The organism is Streptomyces dysideae, from assembly GCF_001514305.1.
Classification (GTDB): Bacteria; Actinomycetota; Actinomycetes; order Streptomycetales; family Streptomycetaceae; genus Streptomyces; species Streptomyces dysideae.
Map to the genome: position 1 here is coordinate 77620 of NZ_KQ949082.1, position 16854 is coordinate 94473.

The following is a 16854-nucleotide window of genomic DNA, read 5'->3' on the forward strand; positions in this document are numbered from 1 at the left end:
CGGGCGACGCACCGACAGGACTGTTAAATTCCAGGCCAACGAAATGGTCAACGGGAGGCGGAGCCCATGGCAACCCACGGAACGCGGGGCCGCAGTGGTGGCCGGCCCACCCTGGAAGAGGTCGCCGCGCGCGCCGGCGTGGGCCGTGGCACCGTCTCCCGAGTGATCAACGGCTCCCCGAGGGTCAGCGACGCGACCCGCGCGGCGGTCGAGGCGGCGGTGGCGGAGCTGGGCTACGTCCCGAACACGGCCGCGCGGGCCCTCGCCGCCAACCGCACGGACGCGATCGCACTGGTCGTCCCCGAGCCGGAGACCCGCTTCTTCGCGGAACCGTACTTCTCGGACATGCTGAAGGGCGTCGGCGCGGAGCTCTCGGACACGGAGATGCAGCTGCTGCTGATCTTCGCGGGCAGCGACCGGGAGCGGCAGCGGCTGGCCCAGTACCTGGCGGCCCACCGCGTCGACGGCGTCCTGCTGGTCTCGGTCCACGCGGACGACCCGCTGCCGGACCTTCTCGCCCAACTGGAAATACCGGCCGTGATAAGCGGCCCGCGCTCGGCGGCGGAGACGCTGACCTCCGTCGACTCGGACAACTACGGCGGCGCCCGCCAGGCCGTCGAACACATGCTCTCCGGCGGCCGCACCCGCATCGCCCACATCACCGGCCGCCTCGACGTCTACGGCGCCCAGCGCCGCGTCGACGGCTACCGCGACGCCCTGCGGGACGCGGGCCACGCGGCGGACGAGCGGCTGATCGAGCCGGGCGACTTCACCGAGGACGGCGGCTGCCGGGCGATGACGAACCTGCTGGCCCGCTGCCCCGACCTGGACGCGGTCTTCGCCGGCTCCGACGTGATGGCGGCCGGCGCGCGGCAGGCCCTGCGCGAGGCAGGGCGCAGCATCCCCGGCGACGTGGCCCTGGTCGGCTACGACGACTCGGCCATCGCCCGCCACATGGACCCGCCCCTCACCAGCGTCCGCCAGCCCATCGAGGAGATGGGCCGCCGGATGATAGACCTCCTCCTCGCAGAAATCGCCGACCGCCGCCCACCGGCATCCCGGGGCCTGGAACGCCGCCAGGTGGTACTGGCGACGGAACTGGTCGCCAGGGCGTCCTCCTGACGTACGGGCCGTATCGCCCGCCGCGTCCAACTCCCCGACGGCACTCGCTGGTTCGTCAAGGGGCCGGTGACCGACGAGCCCGCTCACTCCCGCACCCCCACCAGATCGCCGTACGGGACGGCGGCCGTACGGTGAGGGTGATGCCGTGGCGCGAGGGCGAGACCCTCTGGACCGCGCGCCGCTGTCAGGGCTCCCGCCGCTTCGTCGCGCCGGAGAAGTGGCGGCGCGGCGCGTGTGGCAGCCCACCGCGTGAGCCGACATCCGCCCGGCCGTCTACGTCCTGGGCTGCACCGGACGCCTCCTCCTGGACGCGGGCGACGACGAACGGGCCTTGCGGGGGCGACGCCGTCAGAGATCCAGCCGCCACCGCAGCTCGCCGTCGTGTTCCTCCTCCGTGGGGAACAGTCCCGCGGCCGAGGCGACGGCGGCCGACGCGTGGTGATCCGGGTGGATGTGGGCGACGACCCTGCGCACCCGGGACCGCTCCCGCAGCCACCCCACCAGCCCCCGCGTCGCCTCCGAGGCGTACCCGCGTCCCTGCCAGGGTGTCCCCACCACCCAGGCGATCTCGGCGGCCTCGTGCCCGGTGATCGTGGCCTGGACGGTGCCGATGAGGTGGGCGTCGGCGCGTAGGCGCAGGACCCAGTTGCACCAGGTCACGGCAGGGTCGGGGGAGTCGGCGACGAGGTGTTCGTAGCGCGTGCGCAGGGCCTCGGGGGTGTCGGGGGAGCCGCCGATGAAGGTGTGCAGGGCCGGGTCGGCGAGGACGGCGGCCATCTCCTCGGCGTGGTCGACGCGCAGGGGGAGGAGGTCCAGGCGGTCGGTGCGGAGAGGCGTGTTCACGTCGTGGGCTCCGTCAGGGGCAGGCAAAACGAATCAGCCGGTGGCTTCGATCGCGAAGCCACCGGCTGATTTCTCAGGGTGAGTGACGGGACTCGAACCCGCGGCATCCTGGACCACAACCAGGTGCTCTACCAGCTGAGCTACACCCACCATGACCGGAAGTCCGAGGAGTTTCTCCCCGACCGGCCGAGAAAAAGTGTACAGGGTCCGAAGGGGTGCTCGCGCACGGCTTTTCAGGCGCCCCTTCCGAGGCCCCTGACCTGCTTACTCCGCAGGCAGGGCGTGCTTCGCGGCGATCGCCTTGGCGGTCTCCGAGTCGGGGCCGGGCTGGGGTACGAAGACGGCCTCGCGGTAGTAGCGGAGTTCCACGATGGACTCGCGGATGTCGGCGAGGGCGCGGTGGTTGCCGTTCTTCTCGGGGCTGTTGAAGTAGGCCCGGGGGTACCAGCGCCGTGCCAGCTCCTTGATCGAGGAGACGTCGACGATCCGGTAGTGGAGGTAGTCCTCCAGGGTCGGCATGTCACGGAGCAGGAAGCCGCGGTCCGTGCCGACCGAGTTGCCGCACAGCGGGGCCTTGCCCGGCTCCTTCACATGCTCACGGATGTACGCCAGGACCTGTTCCTCCGCGTCCGCCAGCGTCGTGCCGCCGGGGAGTTCCTCGAGCAGTCCGGACGCGGTGTGCATCTGACGCACCACTTCCGGCATCGTCTCCAGCGCCGAGTCCGGCGGCCGGATGACGATGTCCACGCCCTCGCCGAGGATGTTCAGCTCGGAGTCGGTGACGAGGGCGGCCACCTCGATGAGCGCGTCGTCCGACAGCGAGAGGCCGGTCATCTCGCAGTCGATCCACACCATGCGATCGTTCATGTGTCTCACCTTACGGCTCAGTACCGCGCGGCGGACCGGCCGTGCGGTGACCTTGGTCCGGCGGACAGCGCGAAGGGGCCCACGGGGTGCCTCCTCCCCATGGGCCCCTGATCACCGGCTCACGGCGCGCTGCGCTGCCCCGGCAGGCTCGCCCGGCTGGCCATGTACGCCTCACGGCCGTTGTCCGACGCCGCAGACACCGACGCGGACGTGCCGATCGCGCTCGCCGCCGTACGGCGGGTCTGCAGCGGCACCGGACCCTCCGGGTGCAGGGCGGGGGCCGGACCGGCCGGCGCCGGGGCCTCCGGCTCCGCCGACTTGTCGCCCTGCGGACGGCGGGCCCGGTACGCCGCGCGGTACGCGGCCGGCGACGAGCCCAGCTGGCGGCGGAAGTGCCCGCGCAGCGCCACCGGCGAACGGAAGCCGCAGCGGCCCGCGACCTCGTCCACCGAGTAGTCCGACGTCTCCAGCAGGCGCTGCGCCTGCAGCACGCGCTGCGTGATCAGCCACTGCAGCGGCGCACTGCCGGTGAGCGAGCGGAACCGGCGGTCGAACGTACGACGGCTCATGTACGCCCGTGCCGCCAGCGTCTCCACGTCGAACTGTTCGTGGAGGTGCTCCAGCGCCCAGGCGACGACCTCGGCGAGCGGGTCGGCGCCGATCTCCTCAGGTAAAGACCTGTCGAGGTAGCGCTCCTGACCGCCACTGCGGCGCGGCGGGACCACCAGGCGGCGGGCCAGCGCGCCGGCCGCCTCGTTGCCGTGGTCCGTCCGCACGATGTGCAGGCACAGGTCGATTCCGGCCGCTGTGCCCGCGGACGTCAGTACGTCTCCGTCGTCCACGAAGAGTTCTCGCGGATCCACGTGCACCGACGGATAGCGCTTGGCCAGCGTCGGTGCGTACATCCAGTGTGTTGTCGCGGGGCGGCTGTCCAGCAGGCCCGCCGCCGCGAGGACGAAGGCGCCGGTGCACAGCCCGACGATCCGGGCGCCTTCCTCGTGCGCCCGGCGCAGTGCGTCGAGCGCCTCCTCCGGCGGCGGAGAAGTGATCGAACGCCAGGCCGGCACGACGACCGTGCCCGCGCGTGAGATCGCTTCCAGGCCATGTGGCGCGGTGAGTTCCAGGCCCCCTGTGGTCCGCAGCGGGCCTTCTTCGCCACCGCACACCAACAGGCGGTAGCGCGGCACGCCGGCGTCCTGGCGGTCGATTCCGAACACCGACAGCGGTATGGAACTCTCGAAGATGGGGCCGCCGCTGAACAGCAGCACCGCGACGATCTCCTTGCGGCGTCGCCCGGATAGTTTCCGGGCCGCGGCATCCGGCGCGGCAGTGGAGTCGTGGCTCATACTGCTAAGCCCCCCTCGGTGGTCGCGGCTCCTCGGTTGTGTCGCTCCTGCACGTTTCCCCTCGGTCCTGCACGAGTCCCCCGCCGTAAGACAGTCAAGATCGAATCTACTGTGTCCCGTGGTGCCGGGGTGACCAGTTCAGCACCCGGCACATTGTCGACTTGGCAACTTGGCGTGAAGCATTCGATCACGAAGCGTTGCACTCGCGGGCCGTGCAGGGAAGTGCGCCTTGTCGTAGTGGCCAATCCACGTAGGGTGCGCAGGGCCCCTGAGGCCCTTTCCGTGCAGGTGGAACGGGGGTTGGGGGGTGCCCGGACAGGGGAATGCATGTCCGCCAGAAGTTGGCTGAAAAGATACGGGCGCCTGCGCGAAAACCGGTCAGCCGACCGGTGTATTTCCCCCAGTGTGACGTCCGCCTCTATGACTCTCGTCTATGAGTTCCGGTTCCGTTCCGGTAGTGAGGCCCGCGGTGCGGTTTCATGTGCGCGGCGTGTTCCTCGGCTTCCTCGGCGAGCAGTTGGGCCGCGCCGCGCTCGGACTGACGGAGCAGCAGTCGGCAGGCGCCGGTCACGGCGGCCAGGCCGAGGGCCGTGCCCGCCGTGCCGGCCAGGGAGGTGCCGCACCAGAGCAGGACCACGGGGACCAGGGCACAACTGAAGGCGGCCCAACGGACCACATCCGTCGATGAGTCGTGACAGCCGGGCTGGGTCGCGCGATGTACCTCGGAGGGGGTGCGAGGTCCGGACATGGCGTGCTCCCTGGGGCGTGGCTCGCAGGGTTCAACGCGTGTTCGAGCAGTCGGTCACTGTGTCGGCCACCGTGTCGGCCGCCGGTGTGCGACGGTCCCGTGGCGCATACGTAATTGAACCCTGCGCAAACCGCCTGTACAGAGCAGCAACCATTGCGTTACGGGCGCACCCTCGTGCATGCTCCGGGGAACCCGCGCGGCAACCGTGCCGGGGATCTGGGCTAAGGAGGCGTGCCGCCGTACCCTTGGGGGTATGGGGTTGGGAAGATGATTCCCGGACACAGCTCCGCCGCACACTGTTGTCCCTCCCATAAAGGATCAAAACGCCGAGACAGCCATGGCCGGTCACGAATTCTTCGAACCAGCAGACCGCAAGCGGCCGGTCGCCGACCCCACGGCGTCCGAGCCCCAGGCGGCCGAAGAGCCACGCCACTCCTGCGACCCCGCCTTCAAGCACGGCGTCGTGGTCGGCTTCGACGGCTCCACGTCCAGTGAGCGCGCCCTCGCGTACTCCATCGGCATGGCCCATCGCTCCGGGTCGGGCCTGATCATCGTCCACGTCGCCAACCGGCTGCCCACCACGGTGTGGGCGGGCTGTGAGCCGCCGGTCTTCGTCGACGTGCCGGACCATCGCACCGAGGTGCTCGGGCTCGAACTCGCCTGCGCCGACTATCTCTCCGAGGTGCCCTGGATCCTCGTCGAGCGTGGCGGCGACATCTGCCACGAACTCGAAGAGGTGGGGCGGGAGTACGAGGCGGACGCGATCGTCGTCGGCTCCACGCACGGCATCGTCGGGCGCATCTTCGGGTCCGTCGCGGGGCGGCTCGCCAAGCGGGCGAAGCGGCCCGTCGTTGTCATTCCGTAACTGGGCGTTGTTCCAGGTGAGATGAGCCGCGGGAACCGCCAACTTCCTTTGTGCAGCGCATAAGTCTACTCGCGCGTAGAGGTGTTTGTGCCCTTGTGAAGGGCATATATCGCTCACCGCACAACCGCACATGCATGAAGGGAGCCCGCCGTGGACAACGACGTCTCTGCGGGAAGCACCACCACGACCCTCGGCCATCTCGCGCTCGGACTCACCCTGCTGGCCTTCGGCCTCGGTCACACCGAAGTGATCGACGGCGTGACGGCGGCGGACGCCGTCTCGCTCGCCACCTACGTCGGCGGCATCGCGCTCTTCGTTGCCGGCCTCCTGGCCTTCCGCGACCGTGACGCGTTCACGGGCACGGCCTTCGCCGGTCTCGGGGCCTTCTGGTTCACCTGGGGTGTCGGCGCCGACACACAGGTCTCCGCCAACGCGGCGGGGCTGTTCCTGCTGCTCTTCGCGCTCGTGGCGCTCAGTCTGACGCTGGGGGCGTCGGCGGCGGCGCCGCTCGCGCGGGGGGCGTATGCGCTGCTCTTCGTGGCGATGCTGCTGCTCGCCATCGCTCAGTTCGGGGACTCCGAGGCGCTGACGAAGGTTGGCGGCTGGTTCGCGGTGGTGGGCGGTCTGGCCTCTTGGTACGTGGCTACTGCGGCCCTTGCGCACTGGCCGACGTCTGTTCCTCGTCGTGCTGCCGGCCGGGGGGTGACGGCCACCGGCTAGCTGCGCGGGCTGGGGGGTTGGGCGGCTCCCCGGCGATCAGGGCGGACCCCCCGTGACTGGTGGCATCACGTGGGGGTCCGTTCCGTTTGTTTGGCCTCTGCGGGTGTGCGGGGGTTGCTCGCGCCCACGCGGCGGAGCCGCATATTGATACAGCCCCCCGCGCCCCTGAAAGTCTTTACTCAACCGTCACTGACTTGGCCAGGTTCCTCGGCTTGTCGATGTCCCTGCCCAAGGCCAATGCCGTGTGGTACGCCAGGAGTTGGAGGGGGATGCCCATGAGGATCGGGTCGAGTTCGTCCTCGTTCTTCGGGACCACGATCGTCTGGTCGGCCTTTTCCTGGTGCTGGTGGGCCACCGCCAGGATCCTGCCGCTGCGGGCCTTGATCTCCTCCATCGCGGCGCGGTTCTTCTCCAGCAGGTCGTCGTCGGGGACGATCGCGACCGTCGGGAGGGCCGGCTCGATGAGGGCCAGGGGGCCGTGCTTGAGCTCGGAGGCCGGGTAGGCCTCGGCGTGGATGTACGAGACCTCCTTGAGCTTCAGGGAGGCCTCACGGGCCACCGGGTAGCCCCGGACGCGGCCGATGAAGAGCATCGAGCGGGCGTCGGCGTACTGCTCGGCCAGCTTCTTGATCTGCTCCTCCTGGTCCAGGATCTCGGTGATCTGGGCGGGGAGCCGGCGCAGGCCCTCGATGATCCGCTTGCCGTCGCGGACGGAGAGGTCGCGGGTGCGGCCCAGGTGGAGGGCGAGCAGGGCGAAGGCGACCGTGGTGTTGGTGAAGCACTTCGTCGAGACCACACAGACCTCCGGGCCCGCGTGCACGTAGATCCCGGCGTCCGCCTCGCGGGCGATCGCCGAGCCGACCACGTTCACGATGCCGAAGACCCGCGCGCCCTTGCGCTTCAGCTCCTGGACGGCCGCGAGGACGTCGTACGTCTCACCGGACTGGGAGACGGCCACGTAGAGAGTCTCGGGGTCGACGACCGCGTTGCGGTAGCGGAACTCCGACGCCGGCTCGGCGTCCGCGGGGATGCGGGCCAGCTCCTCGATCATCTGGGCGCCGATCAGGCCCGCGTGGTACGAGGTGCCGCAGCCGAGGATCTTCACGCGGCGGATCTGGCGGGCCTCGCGGGCGTCCAGGTTGAGGCCGCCGAGGTGCACGGTGGAGAAGCGGTCGTCGATGCGGCCGCGCAGGACGCGGTCCACGGCGTCGGCCTGCTCGTGGATCTCCTTGTGCATGTAGGTGTCGTGGCCGCCCATGTCGTAGGAGGCCGCCTCCCACTCCACAGTGGTGGGCTCCGCGGTGGTGCGGGTGCCCTCCGTCGTGTACGTGCGGAAGTCGTCCGCCTTGAGCGTGGCCATCTCGCCGTCGTCGAGGGTCACTATCTGGCGGGTGTGGGTGACCAGCGCGGCGATGTCCGAGGCGACGAACATCTCCTTCTCGCCGATGCCGAGGACGACCGGCGAGCCGTTGCGGGCGACGACGATGCGGTCGTTGAAGTCGGCGTGCATGACGGCGATGCCGTACGTGCCCTCGATGACGCGCAGCGTCTCGCGAACCTTGTCCTCCAGCTTCTCCGCCTGCGAACGGGCGATGAGGTGGACGAGGACCTCGGTGTCGGTCTCGGAGAGGAACTCGACGCCGTCCGCCTCGAGCTTGCGGCGCAGGTCGGAGGCGTTGTCGATGATGCCGTTGTGGACCACGGCGACCTTGCCCCCGGCGTCCAGGTGCGGGTGGGCGTTCACGTCGGAGGGGGCGCCGTGGGTGGCCCAGCGGGTGTGGGCGATGCCGGTCGTGCCCTTGAAGCGGGCCGGGACCTTGGCCTCCAGGTCGCGGACCCGGCCCTTGGCCTTGACCATCTTCAGGCCGCTCGTCTTCGGGGAGGTGACGACGATGCCGGCCGAGTCGTAGCCGCGGTACTCCAGGCGCTGCAGGCCCTCCAGGAGGAGGGGGGCGACGTCACGCTTCCCGATGTATCCGACGATTCCGCACATATATACGTATTCCTCAGCCGTAGACGATGCGGCGCAGCTGCCTGAGCGTAAGCTCCGGCGGTGCCACCGCCCGGTATTTCAGGTCCGCCTCGATCCGCTCGAAGATCGTCGCGTTCACCAGGCCCTGGGCCTGGAGCTCGCGGTGGCGGCGACGGACGTACTCCTCGGTCGTCTCGTCGAAGTAGGCGAGCACGTCCTGGATCACCCGCAGCGCCTCGCCCCGGTTGAGAGGCGTGGACCGCGTCAGATGATCTACGAGTTCGTCGTGCACCCGTAGATCCTGGAGTATGGGCGACGGTTTCGCAAGAAACCTGCCCGATTTCGGGCAGGGGGCTGATGGATCGCCGCCGTAGGTCACATCCGCTTGAGGATCGCCTGCTTGGCCAGGGTGAACTCCTCGTCCGTCAGTACGCCCGTCCTGTGCAGCTCGCCGAGTTCGCGCAGGCGGCGCAGGAGGGCGTCGTGGCTGTCCTCGCCGGTCGTGGGCGGCTCGGGTTCGGGCGGTCGTACGTCCGGGGCGGCCGCCTTCGCCGGGTGGGGCAGCCGGGCCTGGACCGCGGCCGCGATCAGGGCCATCAGAGGGTCCTTCTTGAAGCCCCACAGCTCCACCGAGTTGGGGTCGTACTTGGGCGGGGCCTTGGTGGGGGCGTTCCGGACGGTGAAGCGGAGGTGGCCGTTCTCCAGGCCCGCAGCCGGATGCCACTCCACGGCCAGCAGGTCGGTGACGGCAAGGGAGCGGGCGCCTGCGGCGGCCTTGGCGTCCTCCGTCTTCCAGTTCCACTCCAGCCGGATGTGCTCGCCGTCGAAGCTCGCGGTGCCGTCCCCGGCCGAGACCGACAGGGGGAGCGGCGGGCCCGGCAGCAGATACTCGTCGACCGGGTCGGACGGGACCTGGTCGAGGAGCAGCGCGTTGCGGACCTCGTCCACGAAGTACTCGGCGACGCCGTACCGGTCGGACTCGACGATCAACTGGTACGGGTCGTGGGGCTCGGTCAGGCGACCGCCGGTGGCGTGCAGCAGCGGGTCGGCACCGTCACGCAGGCGCAGCCGCACCCGCCCGGCCTTCTTGCCCTGCTCGAACGAGACGCCCGCCAACGCGCCCAGCGGGACGACGAGTTCACCCATGGTCTTGCGGAGCAGGCTGACGTTCTTGTCCCTTCCCGGAGTCAGCCGCAGGGCGTCGCCGTCGAAGACCCATGTGCCGTCCTTCTGGATGATTTCCGCCATGGGGGTGATTGTTCCACCGGTCCCCCGAGAGAGTGGTCCATACCTTTTGGGGCTCAAGGGAGGGATCGTTTGTGAGACAGCACCACAGAGCACTTCGCCTTCTCGGTTCCCTGCTGCTCGTCACGGCGGTGGGCGCGTTCGCCTCGGGCGCGGCGCCCACCGCCGGGGAAGGCCCGCCCCTTGGACCAGGTGATCCCGGCCCCCGCCTCGGTCACGCCCGGCGGACCCCCGTACCGCATCACCGACGCCACCCGCATCCGCGTCGGCGACTCCCGCGCGGCCCGCCGTGTCGCCGAGTACCTCGCGGACGTCCTGCGCCGTCGACGGGTTACCCGCTGCCGGTCACCGGGTACGGCCGGGGCGGCATCCAACTGCGCCTGGCCAAGGGCGAGTACGGCACCGAGGGGTACCGCCTCGACAGCGGCCGTACGGGCGTCACCATCACCGCCGCCCAGCCCGCCGGCCTCTTCCACGGCGTCCAGACCCTGCGCCAACTCCTCCCGGCGGCCGTCGAGAAGGACTCCGTCCAGCCCGGCCCCTGGCTGATCGCGGGCGGCACCATCAAGGACACCCCGCGCTACGGCTGGCGCGGCGCGATGCTCGACGTCTCCCGGCACTTCGTCACCGTCGAACAGATCAAGCGCTACGTCGACCAACTCGCCCTGTGCAAGGTCAACAAGCTGCATCTGCACCTCAGCGACGACCAGGGCTGGCGGATCGCCGTCGACTCCTGGCCGCGCCTGGCGACGCACGGCGGGCCGACACAGGTCGGCGGCGGGGCCGGGGGCTACTACACAAAGGACCAGTACAACGAGATCGTCCGGTACGCGGGCTCCCGCTACCTCGAGGTCGTCCCCGAGATCGGCATGCCCGGCCACACCAACGCCGCCCTCGCCTCGTACGCCGAGCTGAACTGCGACGGTGTGGCGCCGCCGCTCTGCACCGGCACGGACGTCGGCTTCAGCTCGCTGTGTGTGCCGAAGGAGATCACGTACGACTTCGTGGACGACGTGGTGCGGGAGATCGCCGCGCTCACACCCGGTCAGTACCTCCACATCGGCGGCGACGAGGCGCACTCCACCAGCCACGAGGACTACGTCAAGTTCAGGGACCGGGTACAGCCGGTCGTAGCCAAGTACGGCAAGACGGTGGTCGGCTGGCACCAGTTGACCGGGGCGACCCCGGCGAAGGGGGCGCTCGCGCAGTACCGGGGCCTGGACAGCACCAGTGCCGAGGAGCAGGAGCGGGTCGCGGCGGCGGCGCGGAACGGGACCGGGATCATCCTGCCCCCGGCCGACCTGCGGGGGCCGGTGAGCCACTTGGACATGTCACTCGTACGGGTAAGAGGTGGGCGTATCGTCGGGAAAGCGGCACAGGTGCGTCAGGCGGCGGCTGGTGTGGCGAAAGTCCGCCGGCGACAACCAAGTCGGCGGGCGCCTTTGGAGGGGTCACCGACCTGTCCCGGTTGCCGGCAGGGCAGTCGTCAGGCGGACGCAGGTGCTGTCCAACTCGCCGGAGCGATCCAGGGGAGAGTCTCCGGCCGAGCGTCGGAGAGAGCTGCAACTGGACATGAAGTACACGTGTCGCAGGGCCGGAGGCGGCCGAGCAAAGGAAGACGGGCACCCCCGGAGGACCGTACTCCCGGGGTGCCCGCCCGTCTCTGTGGGCCTTACAGCCCGGCGATGGGGTTCTTCAGGGTGCCGACGAGCTGGAGGGCGCCCGCCGGGTCCGAGAGGTCGACCATCTGCTCGTTGTCGCGCAGCTGGAGGCGGTTGAGGCAGGACAGGGCGAACTCCGGGGCGAACAGGTCGTACTGCCGGAACTTGTCGCCCAGCTCGGGCACCTGCTTCTGGTATTCGCGGACGGTCTCGGCGACCGTCCCCCAGAAGTCGTCCTCCTCCAGGATTCCCTCGGCGGCGAGGTTCGCGGCGAGGAAGCGGAAGAAGCAGTCGAAGACGTCCGTGAAGAGGGAGAGGAGCTTCTTGTCCTCCGGGACGTCCACGCGCAGCCGCTCGACCGTCGGCGGCAGCACCGCGTCCGGGTCCATGACGGCGATCTCCTCAGCGATGTCCTTGTAGATCGCGCGCTCCACGACGCCGTCCTTGAGGACGAGGATGACGTTCTCGCCGTGCGGCATGAACACCAGGTCGTAGGCGTAGAAACTGTGGAGGAGCGGGGTGAAGTAGGCCCGGAGGTAGCGCCGCAACCACTCGACCGGGGCCAGCCCCGACTGCTCGATCAGCGCGCCCGCGAAGGACGCGCCCTCGTGGTCGACGTGAACGAGGGAGGCCATGGTGGCCAGGGACTCGCCCTCCTGGAGGCAGGACACCGGGCTCTCGCGCCACAGCGCGGCCAGCATCTTGCGGTACGGCGAGTAGCGGTCGGTCGCCGTCTCGTACTCCAGGTGCCGGTAGCCGACGGCGGCGCGCTCGCGGATGATCGACAGGCCCGTGTCCCGCAACACCGGGTCGTTGTCGATGAGCTGGGCGAGCCAGTCGTTGATGGCGGGGGTGGCCTCCATGTAGGCGGCCGACAGTCCGCGCATGAAGCCCATGTTGATGACGGACAGGGCCGTCTTCACGTAGTGCTTCTCGGGGTGCGACTGGTTGAAGAAGGTCCGGATGGACTGCTGGGCCAGGTACTCGTCGTCGCCCTCGCCCAGGCAGACGAGGTGGCCGCGGGCGACCTCGGCCGCGAAGGTGACGGTGAGCTTGTTCCACCACTGCCAGGGGTGGACGGGTATGAGGAGGTAGTCGGCGGGGTCGTGGCCCTGAGCTCTAAGGGTCTCGTTGAACCGCTCGACGGTCCCCTCGCCCAGCTCGTCACGTACGAAGGACTCGTACTCGATGCCCATGCCGGCGGTGAAGGCCGCCCGGTCGCGGTGCGCGGCCAGCCACACCAGCCGGACCGGGCTCGCGGTCTCGGGGGCGTACGACAGGTACTCGTGGATGCCGAAGCCGAGCCGCCCGTTGTTGGCGACGAAGCAGGGGTGGCCCTCGGTCATACCGGTCTCGATGGCCTGGAAGCCGCTTTTCGTGAGCTCGGCGACCGGGATCTGCGGCTTGGTGAGCTTGTAGCAGGTGCCGGAGAGGGTGGAGGAGATCTCCTCCAGGTAGACGGGGAGGATCGCGCCGCTCAGGCCGAGGGTTTTCCTCAGCTCGATGAGGAAGTCCAGGGCGGCGAGCGGGAGTTCGGCCCCGTCGCGCTGACGGCTGATCGAGTCGGCGTCGACCTGCCAGTGGTCGAGGGCGCGGATCACCGCCGTGAAGGTGTACCGCGTCAGGCCGTCGTCGCTGCGGACGACGTATGCGCCGTCACCGGTGGCCTCCGGCGTGATGAGCCGCTCGTGGGTGAACTCGGCGAGGGCCTTGCGGATGAGAAGGCGGTTGGCCCGCGCCCAGCGGTGGGGGGACAGGTGCGCTACGGCATCGGACAGGGTCATACGTCTACTCCTCGGGCGGCCAGGCTGTGCCTGTTGAAGAAGCGTTCGCGTGTGCAGAAGCTCAGCAGCGCGCGCTTCTCCGGCTTGTCGATCTCGCGTACGGGCACGAAGCCGACGGCCTCGTTGAGCGCGTGCACGGCCTTGTTGGTCACGTCGGGCTCGACCACGACCCGCCGGGTGCGTGGGTCGGCGAACAGCTCGTCCATCACGGCAGTGATGACGGCCCGGGTGAAGCCGTGGAGCGGCCGGTCGGTGGGGGCGACCAGGAAGTGCATGCCGACGTCGCCGGGCTCGGGCTCGTACAGGCCGGCCAGTTCGACGTACCGGGGGTCGTACTTCTCCATCAGGAAGGCCGGTTCGCCGTCGTGCCGGCCGAAGTAGGCGTGGTGGTGCTCGTGGGCCGCGATCCGCATGTACTCGCGCTCGACGTCCTGGAGTTTCGCGTCCTGCATCATCCAGAAGGCCGCCTTGGGGTGGGTGACCCAGCCGTGCAGCAGCTCGGCGTCCTTCAGCGGGTCGAGGGGGCGGATGGTGAACGTACCGATTCCGGTACCGGCTGTCGTGCTCATACGGTGAACTCCTGGAACGCGACGGCCTTCTCGACCGGGTAGTACTCGGTGCCGAGCAGCTCGCGGATGATGTACGCGTTCCGGTACGGGCCCATGCCCAGGTCGGGGCTGGTGATGCTGTGCGTGTGCACGCCGGCGTTCTGCAGGAAGACGCCCCGGCCGGTGACGTCGATGGCGTAGTTGCGGGCGACGTCGAAGTTGCCCCGGGAGTCGTAGCGCAGGCGGTCGCGCACGGGCCTGAGGAACTCGGGCTCGGCGTACTGGTAGCCGGTGGCGAGGATCAGGCCCTGGGAGCTGAGCTCGAAGTCCTTCTCCTGTTCCTCCTGGCGGAGCGAGAGGGTGTACGTGCCGTTCTCGTAAGTGGCGTCGTTGAGGGAGGAGTTGGTGAGGAGGCGCGTGGGCACGGGACCGCCGAGGTTCTTCTGGTAGAGCAGGTCGAAGATCTCGTTGATCAGGTCGCCGTCGATGCCCTTGAACAGGCCCTTCTGCTCGGCCGTGAGGCGGTAGCGGGTGGCCTCGGGCAGCTCACGGAAGTAGTCGATGTACTCCGGGGAGGTCATCTCCAGCGTGAGCTTGGTGTACTCCAGCGGGAAGAAGCGCGGGGAGCGGGTGACCCAGTTCAGCCGGTAGCCGTGGACGTCGATCTCGCTGAGCAGGTCGTAGTAGATCTCGGCGGCGGACTGACCGGAGCCGACCAGCGTGATCGACTCCTTGCGCTGCAGCGCTTCCTTGTTCTGCAGATAGCGGGAGTTGTGGATGAAGTCGCCGTCCAGGTCCAGGCAGGCCTCGGGGACGTACGGCGAGGTGCCGGTGCCGAGGACGAGATGGCGGGCGCGGAGGATGTCGCCCTTGTCGGTCCGTACGACGTACACGTCATCCTCGTACCGGACGTCCGTGACCGTCGTACCGAAGCGGATGCTGCTCAGCTTGCTCGCGGCCCAGCGGCAGTAGTCGTCGTACTCGACGCGGAGCGGGTAGAAGTTCTCGCGTATGTAGAACGAGTACAGCCGGCCCTGTTCCTTGAGGTAGTTGAGGAAGGAGTACGGCGACGTAGGGTCGGCGAGGGTGACGAGGTCCGACATGAACGGTGTCTGGAGATGGGCGCCGTCCAGGAACATGCCCGCGTGCCACTCGAAGTCCGGCTTCGACTCCAGGAAGACGCCGTCGAGTTCGGTGACGGGCTCGGTGAGGCAGGCCAGGCCGAGGTTGAACGGGCCGAGCCCGATGCCCACGAAGTCGTGTGTGCGGCTGGATGACTTGTTCGCGGATTCAGGAAGCGCGGTCAAGGGACTCTCCCAGGTACTGCTCGGCGTGGCCGGCGATCAGGTCGAGGACGGCGGCGATGTCTTCCGTCGTCGTCTCGGGGTTGAGCAGGGTGAACTTCAGATAGTGGCGGCCCTGGACCTTGGTGCCCGCGACCACCGCGTCGCCGGAGGCGAACAGGGCCTTGCGGGCGTACAGGTTGGCGCGGTCGATCTCCGAGGGGTCGGTGACGGCCGCCGGTATGTAGCGGAAGACGAGGGTGGAGAGGCTCGGCTCGACGACCACGTCGAAGCGCGGGTCGGCGGCGAGCAGCTGCCAGCCCTCCACGGCCAGGTCGCAGACCTCGTCGAAGAGTTCGCCGATGCCGTCGGCGCCCATGACGCGCAGGGTCATCCACAGCTTGAGGGCGTCGAAGCGGCGGGTGGTCTGCAGGGACTTGTCGACCTGGTTGGGGATGCGCTCCTGCACCATGCGGCGCGGGTTGAGGTACTCCGCGTGATAGGTGGCGTGCCGGAGCGTGGCCGCGTCCCTGACCAGTACGGCGGACGAACTCACCGGCTGGAAGAAGGACTTGTGGTAGTCGACGGTGACCGAGTCGGCGCGCTCGATGCCGTCGATACGGTCCCGGTACCGGACCGAGGCGAGCAGTCCGCAGCCATACGCGGCGTCGACGTGCAGCCAGGTGCCGTACTGGGCGCACAGCTCGGCGATCTCGGGCAGTGGGTCGATGGAGCCGAAGTCGGTGGTGCCGGCGGTGGCGACGACGGCCATCGGGACCAGGCCGTCCTTCTTGCAGCGCTCCAGCTCATGGGCGAGCGCGACGGTCTGCATGCGCTTGTCGTGGCCGACGGGGACGGAGACCACGGAGTCGGCGCTGAGGCCGAGCAGTTTGGCCGACTTCCTGACGCTGAAGTGGCTGACCTCGGAGGCGAAGATACGCAGTTTGGCGAAGCTGTCGCTCTTGGCCTCCTCACGGGCGAGCAGCAGCGCCTGGAGGTTGGACTGGGTGCCGCCGGAGGTGAACACGCCGTCGGCGGCCGGACCGAGGCCGATGCGGGCGGTCGTCCAGTCGATGAGCTTGCGCTCGATGAGGGTGCCGCCGGCCGACTGGTCCCAGGTGTCCAGGGAGGAGTTGACGGCGGAGAGGATCGCCTCGCCGAGCACGGCCGGGATGACGACCGGGCAGTTGAGGTGGGCGAGGTAGCGGGGGTGGTGGAAGTAGATGGCGTCCCGGAGGTAGACGTCCTCCAGCTCGTCGAGGACCGCGGCGGTGTCGTGCAGCGGCTTGTCGAGGTCGATCGAGTCGAAGGTGGGGGCGAGGGCGTCGACCGTGACGCCGGTGAACGGACGTGCTGTGGTGGCGAGTTTGGCTGCCACCCGCTCGACTCCTTCGGTCACGGAGCGGCGGTACTGCTCCGCGGTCGTGTCATTGAGCAGGTGCGAGCGCATGGTGGGGGTCCTCCGGTGGGGACGGGGTGGGTCCGGTGCGGGGTTCAAGGGCGGGTTCCCAGACTCAATTTAGGTTAGCCTAACCTAAGTAATTTGGAAGGGGTGTGGCGTCTAGCGTGACTGCGGTCACTTCAAGCGCAATTTGCCTCGGAGGGCACGGGGCACGGGGCACGGGGCACAGCAATCAGGGTCTTCAAAGTTGAGCGGTGCGCGGACGCCGGGCGCCGACTGGTAAGCCGCGAGGATGTGACAGTTTCCGCGGGAGTGTCACATCCCCGGCTTACGAGGGCCCTGGGGCGGACGTCGGCCAACAGGGCGCACCGCTCGAGTTCGAAGACCCAGCAATCACCGCTGCATGCGCGGATGACGGGTTGTTCGGGTGCGCGTGCAGCGGTGAGTC

13 protein-coding genes, 1 tRNA gene and 2 pseudogenes are annotated in these 16854 nt (G+C 69.2%); 4 read left to right on the forward strand and 12 right to left on the reverse strand.

Annotated features, from left to right (window positions below; genetic code table 11):
• Positions 1-66 precede the first annotated feature (66 nt).
• Positions 67-1122 (forward strand): LacI family DNA-binding transcriptional regulator, encoded by a 1056-nt coding sequence (locus AQJ91_RS15295; RefSeq protein WP_067021271.1) that lies wholly within the window; start codon positions 67-69, stop codon positions 1120-1122.
• 348 nt (positions 1123-1470) lie between these two features.
• Here AQJ91_RS15295 and AQJ91_RS15300 read toward each other — a convergent pair whose 3' ends face one another.
• From AQJ91_RS15300 to AQJ91_RS15320, 5 genes and pseudogenes are all read right to left on the reverse strand, one after another.
• Positions 1471-1965 (reverse strand): GNAT family N-acetyltransferase, encoded by a 495-nt coding sequence (locus AQJ91_RS15300; protein ID WP_067021273.1) that lies wholly within the window; start codon positions 1963-1965, stop codon positions 1471-1473.
• Positions 1966-2042: 77 nt separating this feature from the next.
• Positions 2043-2115: transfer RNA gene (locus tag AQJ91_RS15305), tRNA-His, on the reverse strand.
• A 114-nt stretch (positions 2116-2229) separates the two neighbouring features.
• Positions 2230-2832 (reverse strand): oligoribonuclease, encoded by a 603-nt coding sequence (orn, locus tag AQJ91_RS15310; RefSeq protein WP_067021275.1) that lies wholly within the window; start codon positions 2830-2832, stop codon positions 2230-2232.
• A gap of 119 nt (positions 2833-2951) precedes the next feature.
• On the reverse strand, positions 2952-4178 hold the full coding sequence (locus AQJ91_RS15315; RefSeq protein ID WP_067021277.1) for a helix-turn-helix domain-containing protein: 1227 nt from the start codon (positions 4176-4178) through the stop codon (positions 2952-2954).
• Between the two features lie 378 nt (positions 4179-4556).
• A pseudogene (locus AQJ91_RS15320) lies at positions 4557-4926 on the reverse strand (hypothetical protein).
• 337 nt (positions 4927-5263) lie between these two features.
• On the opposite strand from AQJ91_RS15320, the gene AQJ91_RS15325 reads away from it, so the two are divergent.
• The gene (locus tag AQJ91_RS15325) at positions 5264-5791 is read left to right on the forward strand and encodes a universal stress protein (protein WP_067021279.1); all 528 of its coding nucleotides are present in this window, start codon (positions 5264-5266) and stop codon (positions 5789-5791) included.
• Between the two features lie 150 nt (positions 5792-5941).
• Positions 5942-6511 (forward strand): acetate uptake transporter, encoded by a 570-nt coding sequence (locus AQJ91_RS15330; protein WP_067021281.1) that lies wholly within the window; start codon positions 5942-5944, stop codon positions 6509-6511.
• A 175-nt stretch (positions 6512-6686) separates the two neighbouring features.
• Here AQJ91_RS15330 and glmS read toward each other — a convergent pair whose 3' ends face one another.
• The 3 genes from glmS to AQJ91_RS15345 form a co-directional block, all read right to left on the reverse strand.
• On the reverse strand, positions 6687-8504 hold the full coding sequence (gene glmS / locus AQJ91_RS15335; RefSeq protein WP_067021283.1) for a glutamine--fructose-6-phosphate transaminase (isomerizing): 1818 nt from the start codon (positions 8502-8504) through the stop codon (positions 6687-6689).
• Positions 8505-8517: 13 nt separating this feature from the next.
• The gene (locus tag AQJ91_RS15340; RefSeq protein ID WP_010986670.1) at positions 8518-8775 is read right to left on the reverse strand and encodes a hypothetical protein; all 258 of its coding nucleotides are present in this window, start codon (positions 8773-8775) and stop codon (positions 8518-8520) included.
• A gap of 83 nt (positions 8776-8858) precedes the next feature.
• Positions 8859-9731 carry a DUF4429 domain-containing protein gene (locus tag AQJ91_RS15345; RefSeq protein ID WP_067021285.1) on the reverse strand — a complete coding sequence of 291 codons (873 nt, stop codon included), beginning with the start codon at positions 9729-9731 and terminating at the stop codon, positions 8859-8861.
• A 71-nt stretch (positions 9732-9802) separates the two neighbouring features.
• On the opposite strand from AQJ91_RS15345, the pseudogene AQJ91_RS49415 reads away from it, so the two are divergent.
• Positions 9803-11029, forward strand: a pseudogene (locus AQJ91_RS49415) (beta-N-acetylhexosaminidase); the annotation flags it as partial.
• Between the two features lie 371 nt (positions 11030-11400).
• Here AQJ91_RS49415 and AQJ91_RS15365 read toward each other — a convergent pair.
• The 4 genes from AQJ91_RS15365 to desA are packed head-to-tail and all read right to left on the reverse strand — an operon-like array spanning position 11401 to position 16454.
• On the reverse strand, positions 11401-13173 hold the full coding sequence (locus AQJ91_RS15365; protein ID WP_067021293.1) for an IucA/IucC family protein: 1773 nt from the start codon (positions 13171-13173) through the stop codon (positions 11401-11403).
• The gene (locus AQJ91_RS15370) at positions 13170-13742 is read right to left on the reverse strand and encodes a GNAT family N-acetyltransferase (protein WP_067021295.1); all 573 of its coding nucleotides are present in this window, start codon (positions 13740-13742) and stop codon (positions 13170-13172) included. The genes AQJ91_RS15365 and AQJ91_RS15370 overlap by 4 nt, the downstream gene beginning before the upstream one ends.
• The gene (locus AQJ91_RS15375; RefSeq protein WP_067021296.1) at positions 13739-15028 is read right to left on the reverse strand and encodes a lysine N(6)-hydroxylase/L-ornithine N(5)-oxygenase family protein; all 1290 of its coding nucleotides are present in this window, start codon (positions 15026-15028) and stop codon (positions 13739-13741) included. Before AQJ91_RS15375 ends, AQJ91_RS15370 begins: the two co-directional genes overlap by 4 nt.
• Positions 15012-16454, reverse strand: coding sequence for a lysine decarboxylase DesA (gene desA / locus AQJ91_RS15380; protein ID WP_067021298.1), 1443 nt, complete (start codon positions 16452-16454; stop codon positions 15012-15014). The genes AQJ91_RS15375 and desA overlap by 17 nt, the downstream gene beginning before the upstream one ends.
• Positions 16455-16854: the final 400 nt, after the last annotated feature.